Source organism: Hyphococcus sp. (genome assembly GCF_965228385.1).
Taxonomy (GTDB): domain Bacteria; phylum Pseudomonadota; class Alphaproteobacteria; order Caulobacterales; family Parvularculaceae; genus Hyphococcus.
In genome coordinates, this window is record NZ_OZ245810.1 from 1498438 (window position 1) to 1521857 (window position 23420).

General features: G+C 51.5%; 22 protein-coding genes, 1 tRNA gene and 1 pseudogene. 4 read left to right on the plus strand and 20 right to left on the minus strand.

The genetic code is table 11. The features are described from left to right. Position 1: 1 nt before the first annotated feature. From ACQK2Q_RS06985 to aspS, 8 genes are all read right to left on the minus strand, one after another. Positions 2-1363: a hypothetical protein gene (locus ACQK2Q_RS06985; protein ID WP_425409026.1), complete on the minus strand. Its 1362-nt coding sequence runs from the start codon at positions 1361-1363 to the stop codon at positions 2-4. Positions 1364-1628: 265 nt separating this feature from the next. Continuing rightward, positions 1629-2030 (minus strand): DUF3307 domain-containing protein, encoded by a 402-nt coding sequence (locus ACQK2Q_RS06990; RefSeq protein ID WP_425409027.1) that lies wholly within the window; start codon positions 2028-2030, stop codon positions 1629-1631. 347 nt (positions 2031-2377) lie between these two features. Then, a complete protein-coding gene (gene ccmI, locus ACQK2Q_RS06995) occupies positions 2378-3802 on the minus strand; it encodes a c-type cytochrome biogenesis protein CcmI (protein ID WP_425409028.1) in 1425 nt (474 codons plus the stop codon). Further along, positions 3799-4269 carry a cytochrome c-type biogenesis protein gene (locus tag ACQK2Q_RS07000; protein ID WP_425409029.1) on the minus strand — a complete coding sequence of 157 codons (471 nt, stop codon included), beginning with the start codon at positions 4267-4269 and terminating at the stop codon, positions 3799-3801. Before ACQK2Q_RS07000 ends, ccmI begins: the two co-directional genes overlap by 4 nt. Beyond that, complete coding sequence (locus ACQK2Q_RS07005) at positions 4266-4799, minus strand: DsbE family thiol:disulfide interchange protein (RefSeq protein ID WP_425409030.1); 534 nt, start codon at positions 4797-4799, stop codon at positions 4266-4268. The genes ACQK2Q_RS07000 and ACQK2Q_RS07005 overlap by 4 nt, the downstream gene beginning before the upstream one ends. Then, positions 4796-6784: a heme lyase CcmF/NrfE family subunit gene (locus ACQK2Q_RS07010; protein WP_425409031.1), complete on the minus strand. Its 1989-nt coding sequence runs from the start codon at positions 6782-6784 to the stop codon at positions 4796-4798. Before ACQK2Q_RS07010 ends, ACQK2Q_RS07005 begins: the two co-directional genes overlap by 4 nt. 91 nt (positions 6785-6875) lie before the next feature. Beyond that, on the minus strand, positions 6876-7997 hold the full coding sequence (locus tag ACQK2Q_RS07015; protein ID WP_425409032.1) for a M14 family metallopeptidase: 1122 nt from the start codon (positions 7995-7997) through the stop codon (positions 6876-6878). A gap of 9 nt (positions 7998-8006) precedes the next feature. Further along, complete coding sequence (gene aspS, locus ACQK2Q_RS07020) at positions 8007-9806, minus strand: aspartate--tRNA ligase (RefSeq protein WP_425409033.1); 1800 nt, start codon at positions 9804-9806, stop codon at positions 8007-8009. Between the two features lie 239 nt (positions 9807-10045). Between aspS and rnd the strand changes: the two genes are divergently transcribed. Both rnd and ACQK2Q_RS07030 read left to right on the plus strand, forming a co-directional pair. Then, positions 10046-11194: a ribonuclease D gene (gene rnd / locus ACQK2Q_RS07025; protein WP_425409034.1), complete on the plus strand. Its 1149-nt coding sequence runs from the start codon at positions 10046-10048 to the stop codon at positions 11192-11194. A 285-nt stretch (positions 11195-11479) separates the two neighbouring features. Then, positions 11480-11556: transfer RNA gene (locus ACQK2Q_RS07030), tRNA-Met, on the plus strand. 28 nt (positions 11557-11584) lie between these two features. On the opposite strand, the gene ACQK2Q_RS07035 is transcribed toward ACQK2Q_RS07030, so the two are convergent. From ACQK2Q_RS07035 to ACQK2Q_RS07055, 5 genes are all read right to left on the minus strand, one after another. Further along, a complete protein-coding gene (locus tag ACQK2Q_RS07035; RefSeq protein WP_425409035.1) occupies positions 11585-12661 on the minus strand; it encodes a Ppx/GppA phosphatase family protein in 1077 nt (358 codons plus the stop codon). Positions 12662-12995: 334 nt separating this feature from the next. Continuing rightward, positions 12996-13466: an envelope stress response membrane protein PspC gene (gene pspC, locus ACQK2Q_RS07040; protein ID WP_425409036.1), complete on the minus strand. Its 471-nt coding sequence runs from the start codon at positions 13464-13466 to the stop codon at positions 12996-12998. After that, positions 13459-13704: an envelope stress response membrane protein PspB gene (gene pspB, locus ACQK2Q_RS07045; protein WP_425409037.1), complete on the minus strand. Its 246-nt coding sequence runs from the start codon at positions 13702-13704 to the stop codon at positions 13459-13461. Before pspB ends, pspC begins: the two co-directional genes overlap by 8 nt. A gap of 23 nt (positions 13705-13727) precedes the next feature. Next, positions 13728-14411, minus strand: a complete 684-nt coding sequence (gene pspA / locus ACQK2Q_RS07050) for a phage shock protein PspA (RefSeq protein ID WP_425409038.1) — start codon at positions 14409-14411, stop codon at positions 13728-13730. A 10-nt stretch (positions 14412-14421) separates the two neighbouring features. After that, positions 14422-14547 carry a hypothetical protein gene (locus ACQK2Q_RS07055; RefSeq protein ID WP_425409039.1) on the minus strand — a complete coding sequence of 42 codons (126 nt, stop codon included), beginning with the start codon at positions 14545-14547 and terminating at the stop codon, positions 14422-14424. 195 nt (positions 14548-14742) lie between these two features. On the opposite strand from ACQK2Q_RS07055, the gene pspF reads away from it, so the two are divergent. After that, the gene (gene pspF, locus ACQK2Q_RS07060) at positions 14743-15768 is read left to right on the plus strand and encodes a phage shock protein operon transcriptional activator (RefSeq protein ID WP_425409040.1); all 1026 of its coding nucleotides are present in this window, start codon (positions 14743-14745) and stop codon (positions 15766-15768) included. A gap of 62 nt (positions 15769-15830) precedes the next feature. Here the strand turns inward: pspF and ACQK2Q_RS07065 are convergent, their stop codons facing one another. The 6 genes from ACQK2Q_RS07065 to ndk all read right to left on the minus strand — a co-directional run bounded on the left by ACQK2Q_RS07065 (position 15831) and on the right by ndk (position 20176). Beyond that, entirely contained in the window at positions 15831-16364 is a 534-nt protein-coding gene (locus tag ACQK2Q_RS07065; protein ID WP_425409041.1) for a hypothetical protein, read from the minus strand. A gap of 167 nt (positions 16365-16531) precedes the next feature. Then, a complete protein-coding gene (locus ACQK2Q_RS07070; RefSeq protein ID WP_425409042.1) occupies positions 16532-17473 on the minus strand; it encodes a sterol desaturase family protein in 942 nt (313 codons plus the stop codon). Between the two features lie 20 nt (positions 17474-17493). Further along, the gene (locus ACQK2Q_RS07075; protein ID WP_425409043.1) at positions 17494-17883 is read right to left on the minus strand and encodes a hypothetical protein; all 390 of its coding nucleotides are present in this window, start codon (positions 17881-17883) and stop codon (positions 17494-17496) included. A gap of 97 nt (positions 17884-17980) precedes the next feature. Further along, on the minus strand, positions 17981-18556 hold the full coding sequence (locus tag ACQK2Q_RS07080; protein ID WP_425409044.1) for a hypothetical protein: 576 nt from the start codon (positions 18554-18556) through the stop codon (positions 17981-17983). A gap of 41 nt (positions 18557-18597) precedes the next feature. Continuing rightward, positions 18598-19680 (minus strand): alpha/beta fold hydrolase, encoded by a 1083-nt coding sequence (locus ACQK2Q_RS07085; protein ID WP_425409045.1) that lies wholly within the window; start codon positions 19678-19680, stop codon positions 18598-18600. 73 nt (positions 19681-19753) lie between these two features. Then, the gene (gene ndk, locus ACQK2Q_RS07090; RefSeq protein ID WP_425409046.1) at positions 19754-20176 is read right to left on the minus strand and encodes a nucleoside-diphosphate kinase; all 423 of its coding nucleotides are present in this window, start codon (positions 20174-20176) and stop codon (positions 19754-19756) included. Positions 20177-20319: 143 nt separating this feature from the next. On the opposite strand from ndk, the gene ACQK2Q_RS07095 reads away from it, so the two are divergent. Continuing rightward, positions 20320-20697: a DUF4870 family protein gene (locus tag ACQK2Q_RS07095; RefSeq protein ID WP_425409047.1), complete on the plus strand. Its 378-nt coding sequence runs from the start codon at positions 20320-20322 to the stop codon at positions 20695-20697. Positions 20698-21182: 485 nt separating this feature from the next. Here the strand turns inward: ACQK2Q_RS07095 and ACQK2Q_RS07100 are convergent. Next, positions 21183-23398 (minus strand): annotated as a pseudogene (locus tag ACQK2Q_RS07100) (3-hydroxyacyl-CoA dehydrogenase NAD-binding domain-containing protein). Positions 23399-23420: the final 22 nt, after the last annotated feature.

Sequence of the window (23420 nt, forward strand, 5' to 3'; positions counted from 1 at the left end):
CCTAAAATGCAATCCGTTTGGATAACAGCAACGCAGCCTTATGCGTATCATAATCAAAATTGAGAATATTCGAATCAACTGTTTCATACTCATACTGCGCGATGATATTTATGTCTTTCACGCCCTCAGGCGCATTTGGCAAGAACACCGACAAAGGTGCGCCGACAGTCGCCCGCGCGCGATAAAGCCATTCGTCTCGAACGATTGACGGGCTGATAAAACGGTCAACGCCATCATATTCCGACCTCTCAGCCCACAATCCGATAAGAGAGAACGCACCTTTCCCTAAAAGCCAGCTGTGCTGCATATTGGCGCCATAACGACCATAAGATTCGCACCCCGACACGGCGCCGGTCAGCGAACATGATGCATCCCCCTGTTTGTCCATATACATGGCCTCCACAGACAAACGTTGCGTTGTGCTGAAGCGCCATTCAAGGCCGCTGCGCGCGCCGAGCCTTCTGCCGGACCGAAGCGGCGCCGACCCAAAATTTGTTGTGGCTCGGAAGTTTTCGTCTTCACCGCGTAAAGTCACATACGCTTTCACATGAGGATTCCAGCGGTATGCGACTTCAAAATCCCCGCCCAGCGTCTTTTGATAGTCCTCGCCCTGAAGCCAGTAAAAGCCGCCTCTAAGTCGCGGTGTAAATGACCAATCACCGGCATACCAAGTACCGCCCAGCGCCAGCGTCGTCGCATCAAGATCGAGTCGATCAACTTCATGTTTGTCGGAATGATAATAGGAAGCTTCCGCATGCAGCGTATGGCCTTCCTGCGATCCGAGGTCATGAATCAAACGTCCTTGTGCGGAGAAGATAAAAGCAGCGTCGCCGTTTCTTTCCTCAGCCGGCAACACACCCAGAAACGATTGCACCATGCCGCTTGATGGCGACTGGTTTCGATTGCGATCCCAGTCGAGCCCCGTGGTCAGCGTTAGCGAACCGCGCGTCTGACGCTGTTCATACTTAATCCGGTTCAGGTATGTTTCCGCCTCGGCCCTCAGCGGCGGCGGCAGGTTATTGCTATCAAGAGCGAGCTCCAGTTCGTAACGCGCGCGATCGAACAGGCCTAACCGATAAAGCACGAGGCCATACAATACTCGTACGTCATGCATGGCTGGGTCGATAAGCAAAATTCGCTCGAGCGTTGATCCGGCTTCTTTAAGATCGCCTCCAATGATCTGTTGGCGCGCATAAGCGATATTGAGTTGGATATTCTCAGGGGTTGCGAGTACTTGCTCAAAAGGAATACCAACAAAATCGCTTTCCCCGCGATCGGAGCCCTGCGCCTGATATTCAAGCAAATTACGATCTACTGTTTCTCGGACAGATTCTTCAGGCTCCTGAGCACTGACAGCGGTCATGAATAAACCCAGCGCAACTGACGCGATTCTGATGAATCGTATTAATAACATGAAAATGGGCCCCTTCCCCATTGCATTTTCCACCAGCCAGCGGGATGTTGCGGCGCAGCGACAGACCACAAATCTATGGTAGCACCGTAGCAAAATCTGCTCACTGGGTCTCTCCTGTCGCAGCGATTATGCCCTCGTGCTCCAGAGCGCCGCAACTCTTTTCTGGCCTTTCCACTCACCAAACCACCTGCATTCCGTCAACAAAGGCGCGAAATTACCGGTAGTTTAAAAGCTGCCAGATTATAAAATAATGCGTCAGGTGATGGACCATTTGATCTAAACCAAATGGAATCCAGTAAGATTGTTTTGTCATATCTGTGAAACGTCCCATCATTATTGGACTCGACTTAATGCGATCCATCGCAAAATGCACTGTAAAATCAACGAAGGCCAGCAACCACAAATCCCGGTTCACAATGAGAACGATAGCTAAGGTCGTCAGCGCGTGAATTAAAACATGCACAGTCAACGGAAAAACAAAATCAACTCCTGTTTTCGTCTTTCCATTCACCATCCACGCTGATTGAAATATGTAATCGCCAAATAACTGTTTAAATTGAAATATGACCAGCATAAGGAATATAAACTGCGCTTCGGACATTGCCGTTATATCCATATCCTATCGCCCTCCCTGCAATCATCGCGCACTTAAACCGCCGCTTAATTTCAGCGAGAATATATCATTCGCCATCTTTCCCCCGATGTGACGCCGCGCACAAACTAAGCTTATATGTACAACTCGTATTGCCTGCGGATTTTACGCGCTTCAGCTCACATGACGCAAGGAACCGTTAACGTTATTTTGTATGGCAGCGAGCGGATCCGCTAAGATATTTTTCTCGGTAGGCTAGCAATAGCGGAATCTGATAAAAAGGATATCGGGAGCATAATGGCTCACCCAAGTGCTCGGAAACTCTTATTCTCTGCTTTAAAAAAACGGCGAACCGCGTCGTTTTTAAAGCGCTATTTTAACGCTGCAATCATATCTCGAATGCTGGCTGCTTCTTGTGAGTCTTCAGGCATGGCGACAAGCAAGCGCTCCCAATAGGTTTTGGCGCGCGCCGCGTCGCCACGCTGGCTGGCGGCGAGCCCTTGAAAATAAAGCGCGAAGGGATGTTCCGGGTTCAGACGGGATACTTCGTCGATGGCGGTTTTTGCATTTTCATCAATCGGTGCGCCTTCCTCCCAAAGGATATTTAGCAAGACTTCCGCTTTACCGAGCCGCAAATCTATGTCCCCTGGCGCCAGTTCGATAGCGCGCGCATAGGCGTCGGCGCTTTTTTGCAAATCGTCCATCACAGCATAAGAACGCGCCAGCATTGTCCAGCCTTCAAGATCATTGGGATCTTCTCTAAGTCGCGAAACAAGCCCCTCGATCATGCCTTCAACCATAACGGTGCGGTCTTCGGTCGACATTCGTTCTGCCGCCTGTATCTGGTCTTGTGTCGGTCCCGCGCCAATAAAGTTATTTTTCATCCCTTGCGATCGCATATTCTCAGAATAATCGTCCTCAATTCCCAGCGTATCAAGCGGGCGACCGAGTTCCGCTGCGATTGAGTCAATCTGTGAACGGACTAGCGGCATCCATCCCGCATTAGCGGGCGAGTCATTGGCAAGCGCCACAAACTCTTTCAGAGCCTTTTCCCTTTCATCCCGCTGATAGGCGGCGAGCGCAAGGTAAAATCTTGCCCGCGGCTCCGCCGAGTCAAGCTGCAGCGCCTGTTGCAGCGCCGCCAAAGCTTCTTTATTAACGACCCCGTCATTCGCCATTGCAAGCGCCTCGCCCTCGGCTGCGTGCAGATTGGCGCTGTCAGGTTCCAATTCGCGGGCCCGGGCAAAGGCGGTAGCCGCTTCCGCAAAACGATCCATGCGGGTATAGCTTTCCCCCAGCATGGCCCAACCGGCGAGATCTTCAGGGGCGTCGGCAAGACGCTGTTCCAAAGCGTTAACGGAAGCGATAAGGCTCGGCGCGCCCTGAGCACCATTACCTGGCTCGGAAAGCTGCGTCCGCTGTGCGAGCTCAATCGCTTTTTGCGTTGTTTGTTGCGCAGGGTTGCCAATCAACGCATAAAGAATAATTGCCGCCAGTGGCGCGGCGCTAATAATTACGATACTGACGTTACGACCGATAAAACCATTGTTGCGTTCATGCGAGCCTTCACTTGTTTTGCTAGCAACAAGCAAACGACGGCGAGCTTCTTTTTCGGTTTCGTCCGCTTCTTTATCACTTAGCAGCCCGGCGGCGCGGTCACGCGCGATATCATCAAACTGAGCGACTAGGTAATCCTTTTCATCAAGATTTTCCGCTTCAGCGGTTTTGCGAAAATAAGGCTCTATCAACAGCGTAAGGACTACAACTGCGATTATTAAAATAAGCGCCCAGATCATTGACTGCGCTCGTAGATGATACGTTCAATTTCTTCTTCATCCTCGTCGCTGAGTTCAAATGCAACAGGTTTTTTAAGACTGCGCAGATAAATCAGTGCAACCACCCCTCCGCTAGCAACAACGAATACCGGGAACAGCCAGAGAAAAATCGTATTGCGCTGAACGCGCGGCATTAGCAGCACATAATCACCGTAGCGATCGACGAGATATTGAATCACTTCTTCATCGCTGTCGCCGACACTTATACGCTCGCGCACGAGAATTCGCATGTCCTTCGCCAGCGGCGCGTTCGATTCCGCCAGGCTCTGGCTCTGGCAGACAACGCAACGCAATTTTTCATCGAGTTCTCTCGCACGCTCTTCCATCACTGGATCGCTTAACACCTCGTCAGGCTCTGCGGCCTCAGCCGAACCGGCGACGACGGCTGCCGCGAGCATGAAGATCAGCAGGATCAAAGGCAATTTCATGAGCGCTTCAATTCCTCGATTAGGGGGCCCAACGTGTTACTCCATGACTGTAGGGTGATCGGGCCAACAAAAACATAACGCACGCGCCCGTCCTTATCGATGACGAAAGTCTCCGGCGCGCCTGTAACGCCGAGATTGATGGCGACGCGCCCATTTTGATCATCGCCTATGCGGGTGTAAGGATTTCCATACCGGTCAAGCCACGCCTTACCGTCGCCGGGCTTTTCCTTCCAGTTGAGGCCATAGATGGGCACCTCCTGACGCGCGGCGAGATCCATAAGCAAAGGGTGCTCCACATGGCAACTGACACACCAGGACGCAAAAACATTCAACAGTGACACCTCTCCCCTGAAATCCTCCGTAGACAGACCGCTAGAGAAACCTTCAGGCGCATCAAGTTCAAATTGCGGTAGCGGTCGATCAATTAGTTGCGAAGGGATACGGGAGGGATCGCGCGTCAAACCCCAGGCGAAGAAAACGCCAATCAGGAGAAAAAGAAATAGCGGCGTGAAGACAATAATTTTTCTCATGCCGGCGCCACCTCAAGCGCTTCCGACTGTTTTGTTTTTTTTCTTTTTAGCCGAGCCGGCCGCCGCCCGCGATCGGCGAAAGCGACAAGCCCGCCAAACGCTGTCAACCCTGCGCCCCACCACAAGCATCCGACAAATGGGTTGTAAAACAGCCTGACCGGCCAGCCGCGCCCGGAGGTATTTTCGCCAAAAGAGATATAAAGGTCTCCTGGCCCGTGCGAACGGATCGCCGCTTCGCTCGTTTCCATTCCTCTGATCGGATAATATCGCCGCTCGCCCGAGAGTGCGAACGTCTCACCACCTTTTGTTGCTGAAAAAACGGCGCGCTCCGCTTCATAGTTTGGTCCGACCAAGTTATCCACTGACGATAATGTGACGACATAGCCAGCAACCTGCGCCTGCTCTCCTTCAGCCATCAGGGCGACTTCTTCTGATTTCCACAGGCTGATCCCAGCTGCACCAAAGGCGAAAAGCGCAAGTCCGATATGCGCCAGCGCTGCTCCCCACGTTGCACCAGGCAAGCCGCGTGCGCGTGCAAAACTTTCGCGAAAAGGAATGCGGGTTAGTTTGGTCCGTTGAACGATTTCACTTAAAGACCCGCCTGCAAGCCAGACAACTAGCATCAAGGCGAAGGCGCCCGCCGCCCGCTCTCTATCCGCAATGACAAGCGCAATCACACCAGCGACGATGGCCGCAACGCCTGCAGGCATCATCGATGCCAAAGTGCTCCGCCAGTTCGCTCGCTTCCACGCTAATAACGTACCAATCGCAGCAAGGGCCAATGTCACGGCAGCGATCTTAGTGAAAATGAGATTGAAATACGGCGCGCCGACCGAAATCTTGTCGCCAGTAAGCACGTCAATAAATAACGGATAGAACGTCCCGACGAAGACTGTAGCACAGGCAGCGATCAGCAAGGCGTTATTGATAATTAGCGCTCCCTCACGACTGACTGGCTCGAATCGGCCTGTCGCGGTTAATGATGATGCTCTTAGTGCATAAACCGAAAGCGCTCCGCCGATTGCGCCGACCAAAATAGCGAGGATGAACACCCCGCGCGCAGGATCAACGGCAAATGCATGCACAGAAGTTAGTACGCCGGAACGCACCAGAAAAGTGCCGACCAGGCTTAAAGAAAAAGTGGTGATCGCAAGCAAAACGGCCCAGCCCTTTAACGCATCACGCCGCTCAACCACACGAATTGAATGAATCAAAGCAGTGCCAGCTAGCCAAGGCATGAATGAGGCGTTTTCCACCGGGTCCCACGCCCACCATCCGCCCCACCCAAGTTCGTAGTAGGCCCACCAGCTTCCGAGCGCGATGCCGATTGTGAGAAACACCCATGCAGCAAGCGCCCAAGGTCGCACCAATCTACCCCAAACCGAATCCGCATTGCCGAGAACAAGCGCTGCAACCGCAAAGGAAAACGGAATAGAAAACCCTACATAACCGAGATATAAAAACGGCGGATGAATGGCGAGTCCCGGATCTTGCAAGAGAGGGTTTAGCCCTGCTCCGTTAGAAGGCGCCGGGAAAAGCCGTTCAAACGGGTTGGATGTGAACAAGATAAACGCAATGAACGCTGTGATAATCAATGCCTGTATACCCAGCGTCAGCATATGGAGCTTCGCCGGCGCCGCCCGGCCTTGCGCCGCCAAAATAGCGCTGAACAAGGTCAAGATCAGCACCCAGAGCATCATGGAGCCTTCATGGTTGCCCCATGTACCTGTTAACTTGTAGATAAACGGCTTTGCAGAATGCGAGTTTTCATAAACATTAATGACTGAAAAATCCGATGCGCCATAGGCGTACATCAGGCAGCCGAACGATAACGCCGTTAAGGAAAATATTATGAATGAGGCGCGTTGCCCGAAAATAGAAAAACGCACATCACCGCTACGAATGCCAATAATTAACGAGATCGCCTGGGCGATCGCGGTCATGAAAGCTAGAACGAGAGCAAAAAGGCCAATTTCAGGAGTCATGCACGTTGTGGGTCAATAAAATCTACAAAGCCGTATTTTACTCAAATTTAGCACTCACGGCGAGCCTTGCGGCCGCGATATATCGCCCTGATTAACGCAAAAAATTGGCAATATCGGCCATAACGCGAAGGTGTTCACCGGCAAAATGACGGCACCGCTCAGGCGACCAGCCCCGGGCAGGATCAGGGTTCACTGCCGCATCCTTAAAAGGCATTTCAAGAGTCATTGAAAGACAGTCCCACGTTTCCGCCACATAAGAATTGGCGACATCAAGATTGGCCTGTCCTGGCGCAGAAGCTGGATAACCGTCTTTAGTCTGGAAGTCTTTGCTGATCTCTAATAATTGGGATGAGTATCGCTCAAACCTTTTCTCATGAACGTCATTCCAGGATGGAATACCTTTGGCGTTATCGAGAAAATTATTGGGTATCGCTTCATCGCCGTGCACATCAAGGAAAAAATCGACGCCGGTTTCGCGCATTCGTTCGCGTACGAGAAAGACTTCAGGGCAATCTTCCATGCTCGCATTTCGCCAGGCGCGGTTCAAGTCTTTGCCCGCAGCATTCGTGCGCAAATGGCCGCGGCGTACGCCGTCAAGATTCATGCAAGGAAGGATATGAACCGTTGCTTTATCCAAGAGCGTTCTGGCTGCGGCGTTGTTCTCATCCGAAAGTCGATCAAGAAATCCTTCCATCCACCACGAACCCATCGTTTCGCCGGGATGCTGTCGCGCAATAACCCAGAATTCGCGAGTTCCCTCGCCAGCTCTAAAATAATCAATACTTTGTCCATCCAGTGTACGGCCTATTACTTGATGCGAAAGCAGTGAAGAAGCTTTGAGAGTCTCTACATACGCTCGGTGCCGTGCCGTCGGATAAGGCGCAAAATAGGCGTAAAAGACAATATCTTGATCTGGAGCATGCTTGATAGTTAACTCGCGCCCGTCAAAAGACGACTCTACACGAAACCAGCTTTCCTGATTATATGACGCAACGGCATTGTAGTTTTTCCAACCATTTATATACGACGCGCCAAATGCATTTTTGAGCCGCATTGTCAGAGGCTGACCGGCGGCGCCATCGACTCGATAATAAAACCACTGATAAAAATCAGCCTTACCGTCCGGTTTAATCTCAAGTTCTAAATTCGATGGATCGGATATATCAAAAGGAATTATATTTCCGCTATCAAAATCACTTGAAATTGTGACCATCTCTGCGCCTTAGTCTTTCTTGTCTGTGATCGGCATGACGACGCGTATATGTACGTCTTTTAATTGTTGCTCCGAAGCGCTAGCGGGCGCATCTAGCAATAAGTCCTCAGCTTGCTGGTTCATCGGGAACATCGTCACTTCACGAATGTTTTCTTGTTCGCAGAGCAACATGACAATACGTTCAATCCCCAAAGCGCAACCTCCGTGAGGGGGTGCGCCATATTTAAAAGCGTTCAACATGCCTCCAAATTTATCTTCGACCACTTGTTTACCGTACCCCGCAATCTCGAACGCTTTGTACATGAGATCGGGGCGATGGTTGCGGATCGCGCCAGAACCGAGTTCATAACCATTGCAGACGATATCGTACTGATAGGCCTTGATAGCAAGTTTCTCTTCATCGGTGCTCGCCGTTTCGAGCGCTTCCAAACCGCCTTGGGGCATTGAAAACGGATTGTGGCCGAATTCAACTTTTTTGTTTTCTTCATCCCATTCGTACATAGGGAAATCGACAATCCAGGCGAGTTCAAATGAGTCTTTCTTTGTGAGATTCAATTCATTACCGATCGCGACACGTGCTTTAGCGGCGACCGCGACGAAGTCAGAGGCTTTACCGGCAAGAAAGAATGCAGCATCGCCAGCATTCAATCCTAATTGGTTACGCACCGCTTCCGCGCGTTCGGCCCCAATATTCTTTGCAAGCGGCCCCTTCACTTCATCTTCGTCGAAGATCATATAGCCCATTCCAGGAAGACCTTCTTTTTGAGCAAATGCGTTCATACGGTCGCAAAAAGCGCGGCTCCCGCCACCCGGCGCTGGGAGAGCGCGTATTTCGTTTTTCGGGTCGGCGTCTAGAATCTGCGCAAAAATCTTAAAACCGGATCCACGAAAATGATCAGAAACGACTTGCATCTCGATCGGACAGCGCAAATCTGGCTTATCTGTTCCATATTTAAGGATGGCTTCGTCATAGCCAATTAATGGGAACGGATATTCTGTAACGCTGCGCTCTCCTGCAAACTTTGTAAAAGTTTCTTCAACTACTGGCCCTACAGCATCAAAGACATCCTGACGTTCTACAAAGCTCATCTCCAGATCGAGTTGATAGAATTCTCCTGCGGATCTGTCAGCCCGCGCATCTTCATCCCGAAAGCATGGTGCAATTTGATAATAGCGATCAAAGCCGGAAACCATTATAAGCTGTTTGAAGATTTGAGGTGCTTGGGGCAACGCATAAAATTTGCCTGGATGCAGCCGCGATGGCACAAGAAAATCGCGCGCGCCTTCTGGAGATGAGGCAGTCAGTATCGGGGTCTGAAAATCCGTAAATCCCTTGTCTTCCATGCCACGCCGAATTTCACGTATCACAGCGGCGCGCAACATAATGTTATCATGCAAGGTTTCGCGGCGCAGATCGAGATATCGATGCCGCATACGAATATCTTCCGGGTAGTCCGGTTCGCCGAAGACAGGCAGCGGCAAATCGTCAGCGGCTGACATCACGTCGTAGGCGTCAATGCGCACTTCGATATCGCCTGTCGGCAGATTTGCATTCACGACCTCAGCTTCGCGGGCCACTACACGGCCGTCTACCTTTATGACGCTTTCCTGTCGAACTTTTTCAATTTCACTGAAAAACGGCGCTTCCGGCTCCACTACCAACTGAGTCAGCCCGTAGTGGTCTCTCAAATCGATAAATAACAGGCCGCCATGATCGCGCTTCCGGTGCACCCAGCCGGATAAACGAACGGTTTCACCAACCTCGGATTTGCGCAGTTGGCCGCAATTGTGCGAGCGATAGGCGTGCATGGTATCCCCTTGTGAATTTTATTGAGCCGGATTGGCAACGCTGCAATGCAAAGTCAAGGCCGTAACTTTAGCGTTAAAAAACTTCACTACATATAAATATAATGTAAAGCTTACTTTACAGGTTTATGTGATAATCTTCGATTGGAATAAAGTGAAAAAAATCATCTGCTTTGTTATCTCAATTTTGACCTGCCAAGGCACCTTCTTTTTGCTGACAGCGTGAGATAGAAGCGCGCTATATGCATATCATCACAACCACCGAAGAGCTACGGAAATTCTCCAAAGAGTTGAGAGATCAGCCTTTTGCCGCTGTTGACACCGAATTCATGCGGGAAAAAACCTACTGGCCTATTTTATGTCTAATTCAGGCTGCGGCTCCGGGAACTGAGGCGATCATTGACCCTATGGCTGAGGACATTGATCTAACTCCATTTCTGGATGTCTTGTTAGACAAGAGCGTCACGAAGGTATTTCACGCAGCACGCCAGGACTTGGAGATTTTTTACAGGCTTCTGGGTAAAGTTCCCGCCCCGCTTTTTGACACACAAATTGCAGCGATGGCTTGCGGCTTTGGCGATCAGATTGGTTACGAGCCATTGATGCGAACATTGTTGAAAGCCAAAATCGATAAAGGGTCCAGATTTACAGACTGGTCGCGGCGACCTCTAACTGACGCCCAGCTTTCTTACGCGTTGTCGGATGTCACTTACTTAAGAGAAGCCTACCCAATTTTGAAACGTTTTTTAGAAGAAAAAGGCCGAAAGCACTGGGTGGAAGAAGAAATGAAAGGGCTAAATGACGACGATATGTATTTTGTTAAACCCGAAAAAGCATGGAAACGGCTGAAACTTAAAGGCGTACGTCCGAAAGAAATGGGCGCTATCGTAAAGCTCGCCGAGTGGAGAGAAAATGAAGCACAGACAAAAAACATTCCACGAAATCGCATTTTAAAAGACGATGCGATTTTCGAGTTGGCTCGTCTCCAACCGAAGGATACAACAAGTTTGTCGCGCGCAAGATCCATACCTTCAGGTTTTGAGCGTTCTCGATCAGGCGCAGCAATCATCAATGCTATAGAAAAAGGCCAGCGTCTGAAGAAGGATTGCTTGCCTCAAATAGAAAAATCAGAACGAGATAAAATCCCTGCAGATGTTTTGGAGCTTTTAAAAGTTTTACTAAAACGTCAGTGTGAAGTATTTCAAGTTGCTCCGAAGCTAATTGCCGCTACGGCGGATTTGGAAAAAATCGCTATAAACGACAACGCGAATGTGCCGGCGCTTAAAGGTTGGCGGAGTGAAATTTTCGGAGACATGGCGCTGCGGCTGAAAAGCGGCGAGATCGCCTTGAAACTCAATGATGGATCCGTTGAAATCATTGAGCTACATTAAACAGCAGTATAGCCTCATGGGCAGGTTTAATTCGCCACGCCATGACCTAGCCCCAGCGAAATTCTAATGAATACCGGAATAGCCCTTTTATTGCCTTTTGCAATCACCAATCAAAACTATACCCGCCGAATTTCAATGCCCCTTAACCGAACCGAAAAGCTGCTCGACGCCATAACAATAAAAATACCTTTGCTCCCCCTTGCCCGCCCTCAAGGCCTTCGCTATACCCCGAATTCCAAATTGCGAATTACAAACAAATTCACTCTTTGGGATAAAGAAAGTTGGCGCGGGGTGGAGCAGCCCGGTAGCTCGTCAGGCTCATAACCTGAAGGTCAGAGGTTCAAATCCTCTCCCCGCACCCAAGTTTCTAATTCATTTCAAGCAGAACTATTACGCTCTTCCCGCTTGCTCTGCGAGATCAGCCAGTATCCCTTCTCGCAATCCGCGATCCGCCACACGAATGCGGCTAGACGGCCATTCCAACAGCAAAGCTTCAAGAATAGCACAACCACAAACCACCAGATCGGCCCGATCCCGCCCAATACAGGGTTCTTTTGCCCGCTCCTCAAAATTCATGGTCTGTAGTCTTATTGCTGTCGCCAGCGCTTCTTTCGAATCTAGCCAGAGCCCATCAACTTTGTCTCTGCGGTACCGCTTTAAGCCGAGAAATACGCCTGCGATTGAAGTTACGGTTCCCGATGTGCCCAATACATGAGCATCATCATTCTGAAAAAAATGTTGTAGACCCGCCGGATCGCCAACTGCTCTAATTTCATGGCGTATTTTCTCAATAATAGCCCGATAGGTAGCCCTATCAATTTCCCTACCGCCCCAGTTCTCCGATAGCGTAACCACACCAAACGACAGTGACGTCCACGCAACGACTTCATGTTTATCGTGCAGTTTGCGCATCCATGAAATTTCAGTAGAGCCTCCCCCTATATCAAACACTAAACCTGCGGAAACATTTGGATCCAGTAACTCTGCGCACCCTGATGCAGCAAGACGCGCCTCTTCCTTTGTCGAAATAATGTCAAATGTTAAGCCTGTTTCCGTTTCAATACTATCAAGAAAAGTCGCTCCATTGCCGGCCGCTCGGCATGCCTGCGTTGCTATACAGCGCATATGAGATACACCGCGTCGTTTGATCTTTTCCGCACATATTATTAAGGCTTCGCGTGTGCGGGCCATTGCATCTTGAGATAACATTCCAGTCTGGGTTAGACCTTCTCCAAGACGTACAATCCGAGAAAATGCATCTACAATTCGTAACCCATTCTTACTTGGCGCCGCTATCAACAATCGACAATTATTCGTACCAAGATCAAGTGCTGCAAACCTTAACCCTTGCCGCCGATGTATTTTTTGTGAGGAGTTGCCTGGCGCTGTTCTAGCAGTTTTTTTTCTGTGCGGTGGCTCGTTTAAAATGCTGTCGGCAGCGCTAACATTGCGCCTTTTAGATGTCATCCGCTGCGTCCTCGCTGGAGCTGCTGGCATGCCGCTCATGAATGAATATTCACCCTAGCCAGCGAGAGAGCTTGGAGCAAGCGCCTTATCACTCTAAAAAATAGTGAATAAACAAATGGGTGCAATATCTTTTCTACAGATGCTCATAGTGTCGCGCGTCGGCTCGAAGTCCAAGAATATCGCTAATGTTGTGAAAACCGTCATTGCAAACAGGACAAGCAGTAGAGCTTTTGCCGTGACCACCAATACAGACATATCATCGCTCCTTAACCACATAAAAATGTGATCGCCATTTTTTTGATATTAAAAGTTTAATGCTATTTCCACACGCCGATTAGACGCCTCGCTCAAGATCGCGAAATGCTTTGTTCAGTCCGTATTCATCAGATGTTACCGTACTCTCAAGATCTGCTATGCGGGTGTCCAATGCGCGAAAGCGGTGTTTTAGATCTGAGAAAGTTGCTTTTGGCCTGGTGGAAAACGTCCTCCAGAAACGTTCTGTTTCTTCATCGATTACTATTGCATGCAGTTCTTCGGTTTTTATCAAGAGTGCAACAGCGAGATATGCTATTGCAGGAAGTGGGAAAAAAAATATTGTGATGAGCACGGATAATACCCTCACCCATTTCACGTTCCATCCGAAATAGTTGGAGAAACCAGAACAAACCCCAGCGATAACACCGCGTTTTGTATCCCGCCTCAGCCTATGAAAATTCGGGCCCGGCCCAGGTTGCCCAGCGGAATGGGCGTAACGATCACGATCGCGCGAATGATAATGATGGTGATGATAATGGCGATCAGGCATGCGGACGCTCCGGATAATCTTTTCGCCAGTCTGGTGTTTCCTTATCGAGAATCGTCTCAAGCGCGTCCACGCGCCGCTCGAGCCGCTGCGCCGTTTTCCAGAGATCATCCACAAGTCGTTCATCGTCGGTTGAAATAGTTTTTGTTTTTCGAAGCTCTGTTTGGTAGTGCAAAAACACCGCCGGCATTGCCACAAATATGATGGCAACTATCGCAATTGGCACTAGTAACTCGTTCATGGATGCGCCCTTTCAGCCCTAATTCAACCTTGCCCGCCCGTCGAAGTGCGGTTTGCAACGCGCTTTTTCAAGGTTTCCAATTCAGCATTGACCGCATCTTCAGATTCGAGTTCCGAAAATTCCTCTTCTAAAGTACGGGGACGGCCCAAAGCCCAGCTTTCAGCTTCAGCCTCTAGCTCATCAATACGATGTTCATACCGATCAAATTTGGACAAAGCCTCCTCGATGCGGCCGTCATTAACCTGACGGCTTATGCGCACGCTATCAGACGCCGCATAACGGCGAATTTCTAGAGATCGTTGCTTTGCGCGCGCCTCTTTTAGCTTGTTTTGAAGCCTTTCAAGGTCTTCATTTGTTTTACCGACTGTCTCATCTATAGCTTTGAGTTCATGATCCAATAAATCAATCATCTCAGCAGCTTTGCGCCGGGCGGAAATTGCGCCTCGGGCCAGATCTTCGCGCCCTTTAGAAATAGCTAATTCTGCTTTGACTTCCCACTCTTTGCCGCGAGATACAAACTCATTTCTTTTACGAGTTACTTCTTTTCTGTCGGCAAGCGCGCGAGCTGCGTTTGAGCGCACCTCAACGAGCGTGTCTTCCATTTCCTGAATAATCAGCCTTACAACTTTTTCCGGATCTTCAGCTTTGTCCAACATGGAATTAATGTTGGAATTGATGATGTCGCTTAGCCTTGAAAAAACGCCCATTTATTTACTCCTAAAATATAACGCCGCCGATAATTACGCCGATGAAAAAAGCGCCCCAGGCAAAACCTGACCGTCCGCGAAGGGTGCGATCAAGTCGATCTTCCCAGTATCGGTAGTCGGACCTGTATCGGCTCATTGGGTTTCTCCTTTTCAAGCAAGCATGTTGTCCCGATATTAACTCTTTTGCGAAAAGCATGCCACTTTCGGAAGAATTCTGTAGTTTGTTGTTTTTAAACACTTTATTTTAATTTTCATAACTTTTTTATGAATTCACCGGTGTGATATTCGCCAATTTAAGGTTATTTTTGCCACATATATGGTAGAATTACCTATGCGTTCCCATCCACAACCGCCTGACCTCATAGGCCAATCAAAAATTTTTCTTGATGCCCTCGACCATGCATCAAGAGTCGCTCCGGTTAATCGGCCTGTCCTGGTGGTCGGAGAACGGGGCGCGGGCAAGGAATTATTCGCCGCACGCATTCATTTTTTATCGTCGCGCTGGGATGGCCCGTTCATCAAAGTCAACTGCGCCGCAATGAGCGAAGAATTGCTTGAGAGTGAATTATTTGGCCATGAAGCCGGGGCTTTCACCGGAGCAACAAAACGTCACAAAGGACGATTTGAAAGGGCGCAAGGCGGATCGCTCTTTTTGGACGAAATAGCTTCAGCGTCGCTCCGTGTGCAGGAAAAGCTGCTGCGCGTAATCGAATATGGCGAATATGAGAGAATTGGCGGTGAAGAAACGCGGCAAGCCGATGTCAGAGTAATAGCCGCTGCAAATGTTGATTTGCGAAACGCCGCCAGGCAAGGAAAATTCAGAGCTGATTTACTAGACCGGCTCGCGTTTGATGTTGTTTTTGCTCCGCCCTTGCGCCAGCGCCCTGAAGATATTTCATTATTGGCGGCATATTTTGCGCAAGGGGTTGCATCCGAACTTGGCGTTGAATTTCCCGGGTTCTCTCCGTCAGGCATAGCGCAGCTTAGAGCATATCATTGGCCGGGGAATGTGCGCGAACTCAAGAACGCCGCTGAACGGGCCATATATTTTTGGGCGGACAGCGGTTCAAAAGCGCCTATCGATCAGATCATCATCGATCCTTTTGAAGCTGCTTTCGGCGCCATTGATGAGACAAAAAATACAGACGTAGACGAGCCCGCCGGTTCAACGAATACGACAAATTGGAGTGAAAAAGTATCTGACTTGCGCGCATATCTGTATGCGATCGAAAAAGAAATTGCCGGCGAGGTCTTACAAAAATATGCCGGCAATCAAACAAAAGCCGCCAAGGCGTTATCGCTTACTTACGATCAAATGCGCGGTATTATAAAAAAACACAATCTGCAAACTGATTAAACCATGCCCGGCCGACGCCGATGCTCTATGGTCTCCGGCAGCAGCGCCGAGGGTGACTTTCCTCAAGCTTCGGGGCGCAAGTAAGCCTGACGGCGTGCAAAGATTGAAAGCTCTGAACGGGTCAGCGCGCCATTTGTATTCAAGTCCGAAGATCTAAAAATGGTATCCTGCAACTGGATGAATTCTTCATTCTGCAACTTTCCATCAGCGCCTGCAAATGTGTAAAAAGTCCGGCGCGCGACAGCATCAATACGTGCATGTTCGCTGGACGAAAGTGCGGACAGTTTGCCGCTGGAAAGAGAAATTGTTTTAACAGCCGCATCATTTTCAACGGAAATAAATCCATTAAGATTGGCGAGCTCGGCGGTCACAATCGTCAGGGCCGCAAATTCGTTCACATCAAGAACATTGTCGCCGTTCCGGTCTGAACGCTTGAAAACACGTTCTGCATGCACGGACGCCTCTTCTGCTGAAAGCCTGTTTAAACTTCCATTTTCGTATGCTGGCGTGTCTTTGACGCCAATAAAGGATACGCCCGCTACACCAGCCGCAGCCAGAATTCCCGTTACAGCGCTCATGAACATCGTGGTGGGCATAGCCGCCTCCTTAATTCTCTCAATCAGGAGACTCACACTTCAGATCGGCAAATGTTCGAATTTTTTTTGATTAAATGCGGGCAAGCATGGCTAAAGCGCGGCGATTTGGGCGAAAATGGGCGAAATTCAACCCTTGCGCGTATTCGCGCTAAGCCCTCCCCTTTTTTCTACTCAGCCGGCTGAACTGCGGCGGGCGGGCTGTCTTCTGGCGCTGGGGATAAGTCTTCGCCCTGTAACCGGCTCCAGCGTTCCTTGATCATGCGCGACGTCAATCGAGAGCCGTCGGGAGACCAGCCGGGCGGCCCGAAAGTGTAACCGAGCACCTCCCTGACCGATTTAGCGGAATAGACGTCTTTGCCTATGCCGAGCCACTCATGGAATGAGATCGTGATGGGATTATATGTGCCCAGATTTTTGATAATTCCGTAACGCGGTTTTTCCTGCGCGTCTTCTTCGATGAAGGTGCCGAAGATCCGGTCCCAGATAATCAACGTTCCCGCGTAATTTGCATCCAGATATTTAGGGTTCGTTGCGTGATGCACCCGATGATGACTTGGCGTGTTAAAAACCCACTCGAATGGACCCATGCGCTTAACAAGCTCTGTATGAATCCAGAATTGATAAAGCAGGTTTATGGCGCCGACAAAAAGAACCATGGCAGGGTGAAACCCGATCAGCACCAGGGGCGTGCGAAACAATACCGGTCCCAGTATCTGACCTGTCCATGTCTGGCGCAGCGCTGTTGTCAGATTATAATGCTGGGATGAGTGGTGAACCACGTGACTTGCCCAGAACCAACGGCGCTCATGGCTTATCCGATGCCACCAATAATAGCGTAAATCATCCAGCACAAAGCAAAGCAGCACCGCCCACCAGACGTTTGGAATTTCCATCAGGCGAAATTCATACGCTGCAGTGAACACCGCCAGCACAATGGCGGCGCCGCCCAGCAACGGCGCCAACTCGCTGCCAAAACCCATAATCAGGCTGGCGGCGGAATCGCGCGCTTCATACCGGCCGCGCTTCAGCAAACGCGCCAGAATAATTTCCGCCAGCACCAGAACGAGAAACGCCGGCACGGCGTAGGCGATGATATCCGGGAACTCCATACGGGCTTTATATCATGTCTTCAGACGAATTTTCGAGCCCATGCTGCAGCTTCAGGCGCGCTTACGGTGACGGCGCGCGAGCCCGGATCGAGCGGCTTAATCCGCAGCGCGCCGGACTGTTCTGTCGCCCGCACCGCCTCTCCCTGAAAACGGCGCGTCACAAGGTCGAGCCCAAGCCTGGAGACCAGCGCATAATCGCCATCCGCCCCTTCGACAAAAACGGCTTTACCTTTATCGTCGACGAGCCAGTGCGCCGGCGTAAAATCCGGTTCATCAAAGGCCAGCCGCTCGCGCGCTTCTTCCTGCGTCACCGGCTTGAAAGGCGTGCGGAACATGACCCATGCGACAAACACCATCAGCCCGATAGCCGCCAGCGAAATTACGGAATCGATAATATAGTCGCCCGTCACGCCGCTATAGCCGCCGCATTAGTAATTTCGTCCGCATACTTCCTTTCCACGCTGACGATATTGTCGCCGGTAATGATATCAACACAGCGCGCAGCGGCTATTCTGCGTCGCATGGAATACGCACCGCAGCCAGCTTGAACGTCTTGACCCATTCATCATTATCGTCCTTGCCGTATGTAATACGCGACCACTGATCCGCGTCATCGATAATAAATTCGGCCCGGAAATTCGGACGGTCAGGATATTCCTGCCACATCGTCAGTACGCCATCTATTACCTTGGCCCGAAGATCCTGAACCTGACGGCCGCCGGTCGCTATCCACATCATGTCCCATTCCTGCGCATCAGGATCATACATGCGGACATTGACGCCGCGCGGCGCGTCCGGATCCTGCGCCGGATCGGGATTAAACCACTCATCGACAATGGCCATGCCGCCGAGGCCATACCAGCCATTCCAGCGCGCCGTTTTGCCCGGCAGGGCCGGAGACCAGTTTTCACCCTGCCATTGATGCAAGAAAATCTGATAATCGCCGATCAGAAAATCGAATTGCGCGGTTTCCGGCGGCGCATTTTCGTGGACTTCGCCGTAATCGCATCTTGGGGGCGCAGTTTCCTGCGCGACGGCTAAACCCGGCGCAAGCGCCGCCAATACGGTCATCATAAATTTCATATCGCCCTCCTGCCGTAAATTATCGGCGATACTCCCCGCGATCATTCGCTGGCGTCAAGCAGTTCTCGCAAATGATCGCTCCATAACACCGCGACTGTATGGCTGCCATGCCCCCGGGTATCATCCGTTATCGCAAGTATGACGGCTTTTCCCTTGGCGACGTTCTGGATCTCTTTTTCAAGAATTTTCAGCTCCGGCGGATTGACCTGATCGTCAGCCGAATTCACAGCCGTCAGGGGCGCGGTGATTTTCTCAAGATGCGGCGCCGGATTGTAATTCCGCGATGCGTCGACGGCGTAAATCGTATCGTTCGGGTCGAGCGCGCCTGTAAACCGCTCCACCAGTGACGCCAACATCGCTTCGGCTTCCTGTCTTGTCGGCGCCATTTTTTGATATTGAAGCGGGCTCGACACCATGAAAATCAACGGATAGGTCGCCGCGGTAAGCCCTTGCACAGGTTTTTCGTCGTACTCTCCTTCATTCCATGCCGGATCCGCCATGATCGCATCGATAATCATCTTGCGCAGCATCCGGTTGCGCCCGGCAATTTCGGTCGGAAGGCTCGCAAGGGGCATGATGGCGTCCATGAAATCCGGATACTTGTAACCCCAGACCCAGGAATGCATGCCGCCCATGGACGTGCCCATGACGAGGCGAAGGTGATTGACGCCAAGCCCCTCGGTCAGCATCAGATATTGCGCGCGGACCATGTCGTCATAATCGTATTTGGGAAAATCCATGCGCAAGCCGTCTGACGGTTTTGACGACTCTCCGTGACCGACGCCGTCCGGAAGAATAATGAAATATTCCTCAGCATCAAGAAGACCGCCTGGCGCGAACAGGACATCGGCGAACGATTCCCGTAACAAACTCGCGCCGGAACCAGTCGTCCCGTGCATGATGAGCACGGCGTTTGTCGCCTGTCCGTTTTCATCGCGCTCTAACTCGCCGATCGTTCGATAATGGATCCGCAACGCGTCAAGCGTCTCGCCAGTTCCAAATTCGAAATCTTCAGCAATATAGTCGCCCTCGACAGGCGTCGGGTATGGCGTCTGCGCGAACGCCATCCCCGCCTGTAACAAACTGGCGACGAGAACTAACAAAACGTTCGCGATCAGACTCATTCACCTTGGCTCCCGGCTGCGCCAGCGCCCGCCATCCTAACGAAATCGTGGATCAAGCGCCATATGCCCGACGTCAACCGACGATTTCTTCTTTCGAAAAGAAATACTCAATCTCCTGTGCGGCCGTGTCCGGACCGTCAGAACCGTGAACGGAATTCTCGCCGATCGACTCCGCGAATTCTGCGCGAATTGTGCCGGAGTCGGCCTCAGCCGGGTTGGTGGCGCCCATAATTTCGCGATTGCGGGCGATGGCGTTTTCACCTTCCAGCACCTGCACGACGACGGGTTCGGAAATCATGAAATCAACCAGTTCGCCAAAGAAAGGGCGGTCTTTGTGGACGGCGTAGAATCCTTCCGCCTGTTCTTTCGTCATATGAATACGTTTGGAGGCGACAACCCGAAGGCCGCCGTCTTCCAGTTTTGAGATGATTTTTCCGGTCAGATTGCGACGTGTCGCGTCCGGTTTGATGATTGAAAAAGTGCGTTCTAGCGCCATGATTGCTATCCTTGATTGTGGAAAAAGTGATTCGGCGCGCTTCCTATCAATGCTTTTGCGCTGCGGCAAGGTTACCATGAACCCGAAAACGCAATATTTTCGGCGGCCGGATTTTCAAAGGCCAGTGAAAAAAGGGGAATTCCATGTCTGAAACGCCAGCGCCGCAAAAGGGCGGCTCACATATTTCCACCAATCCGAACGAAAGCGGCAACGCGAACCTCATCTATATCCTTTACCTTTCGGCGGTTGTGCTGGGCGTTACAGCAATTGTCGGGGTCATCATCGCCTATGTCTCGAAAGATCAGGCGCCGGAGTGGCTTCAATCTCACTATCGCAACCAGATCCATATTTTCTGGAAAGGCCTTTTGTACATGCTCATTGGTTGCGTGCTCATGATTGTGCTGATCGGTTTCGTCATCCTTCTCGTCGCCTTTATCTGGTATGTGGTTCGCATCGTGAAAGGCATGCAGGCGCTTTCCAAAAATGAACCCTACCCGAACCCGCAAAGCTGGGGTTTTTAACGCGCGGCACTCCCGCCAGGGCCCGCCGCCGCATCAAAAAGTTGTGCAACACCGGATCGCCGCGCTGATGCATCCCGCACCATCCAAGGCTTTCAGCCGATTTTTGTGCAACTTCGCGACACTGTCTTGTACTACTTTTCATCCTTTCCAGTCTCCTTTGCCCGCTGCGCATGTCAGGCGGCGTATGAAACCGGGCGCCTCAGCGAATTTTACGACGCTGCAACTGCGCCCGATCAGCTGGTGCAGTATAAGGGGGCGCCGCCAGGGGGTGGATATCTATCCACCAACACTGGGTTTTTTTGAAGAATTCATCAGAAAGGTTGTATTTTTCGCCGTCCGGCTCGCCCGCAACGTGTACGCGATGGGGGGCGTTTAAGAGGGCTCCATGCCGCAAGGCGCGGGCGTTTTCCTCCCATGCCTTGCGGGAAAACGCCGGGGCCGTCATGCAAATGACGGAGGGAGCTTGTCGCTCCCCCCGCCCTATTTTAAGCCGCTTTCGGGTAGAGCGTTTCGCCCTCTTTCGCCATTTTACGGAATGTTTCCGGCGGATTGAAACGGCTTCCGTATTGTTGCGCGAGGCTTTCCGCCTTGCGTACGAAATTTTCAACGCCAACCGTATCGATATGACTCATGGGGCCGCCGGTCCATGGTGCAAAGCCCCATCCGAAAATCGCGCCGATATCGGCCGACTGCGGATCGAATACAATCCCTTCCGCATAACACTGCGCTGCTGGAATCAATTGCGCGTAAAGCAAGCGTTCTTTCGCTTCTTCCAGAGAAGGCTGATCGTCAGCAATCGGAAAATGCTCGGAAAGTCCGGGCCAGAGATATTTTTTGCCGCCTTCCGGGTATTCATAAAATCCGCCGCCGGATTTGCGCCCTTCCCTTTTCAGATCGACAACCATTTTCTCAAGCAGTTCTTCATTGCCTGAAGGTTTATAGGCGTCGCCAAGTTCTTTCTTGGTTGACTGCATCAGCATATGACCGAGCGACAGCGATGTTTCATCGGTCAGCGCCAGCGGACCGACAGGCATGCCGAGTGATTTCGCCGCATTTTCGATAAGCGCGGGTTTGATGCCTTCCTGCACCATGATCATTGCTTCGCCGAGATAAGGCGGCACGACGCGGTTCGTATAAAAGCCGCGCGTATCTTTCACCACGATCGGCGTTTTCTTGATCATGCGCACATAATCGAGCGCAGCGGCAAGCGCCTTGTCGCCTGATTGCTCGCCCGGAATGATTTCCACGAGCGGCATCTTGTCGACCGGCGAAAAGAAATGGATGCCGATGAACTGATCCGGACGCTCGGAATGCTTGGCGAGACCGGTAATCGGCAGCGTTGAGGTGTTCGACGCGAAAATCACATCGGAACCGATGACGGCTTCGGTCTTCTTGATGACGTCCGCTTTCACATCCGGGTCCTCAAACACAGCCTCGATGATCATGTCGACGTCTTTCAAGGCGTTATAATCCGTCGTCGGCGTGATCCGGGCGAGCAGCTCGTCCCCCTTTTCCTTCGTCACCTTGCCGCGCGAGACGCCTTTTTCGACGATCTTCTGCGAATAGCCCTTTCCCTTTTCGGCGTATTCCTGATCGCGGTCGAGCAGGACGACGTCCATGCCGCCTTTTGCGGTGACATAGGCGATCCCTGCGCCCATCATGCCGGCGCCGAGTACGCCGACTTTTTTCAACTCAGTCGGCGGGACATCCTTGGGGCGCTGTTCGCCTTTTTCCGCCGCCTGCTTGTTAATGAACAGGGTGCGGATCATGTTGCGCGTCTGGTCGCTTCTCAAGAGCTTCACGAAATATTTGGTTTCGATCCTGAGCGCCGTATCGATCGGCACGATCGAACCTTCATACATGCAGGAAAGAATATAGCGCACCGCCGGATAATTATGGTTGGTCTCGCGCTGCGCCATGGCGTTCGCCGCCATAAAGAACTGGACCGAGCGCGGATCCATTGCGCCGCCGCCGCCCGGAAACTTGAACCCTTTTTTGTCCCAGGGCTGTGTGACTTTGGGATTGGCTTTCACCCATTCCTTTGCTTTCGCCACAACTTCATCGGCGGCGCGACGTCCTGAATTATGCCCTGGCTTTTGGCGGTGTTCGGATCGATCGGCTTGCCTTGCGTCGCCATCATGGCGGCGTTCTGAAGACCCGCCAGCCGCGGCAGGCGCTGCGTGCCGCCGCCCCCCGGAAGAAGGCCGACCTGCACTTCGGGCACGCCGAGCTGGATTTTCGGATTGTCCGCAACCACGCGATGATGACAGGCGAGAACGAGTTCCAGACCGCCGCCGAGCGCGAGGCCGTTGACGGCCGCCGCAACCGGTTTGGCGTGCGCCGTTCCCTTTTGCAGGTCCTTCGCCGACTGCCCGCCGGTTTCAAGTTTGCGCAGCATTTTGTTCAGGCCAAACGCCGCTTCGAACTGCGCTTCCGGATCACTGGGCGCGCCTTTTCCGTTTTTCGCAGGACCGCCGCTTCCGAGCATGTTCAAATCGGCGCCGGCGAGAAATCCGGATTTTTTGCCGGAGGTGATAACTGCGCCTTTGACCTTGTCGTCGGCGACAAATTCATCAACCCATTTGGAAAAATCCTCGATGAGATCGGCGTCCCACACATTCATGGACTTGCCGGGCAGATCGATGGTGACAAGCGAAATACCGTCGCTGTCCGTCTCAACTTTGATTGTGTTGTAGCTCATGATTCAAATCCGTTTCAAAATT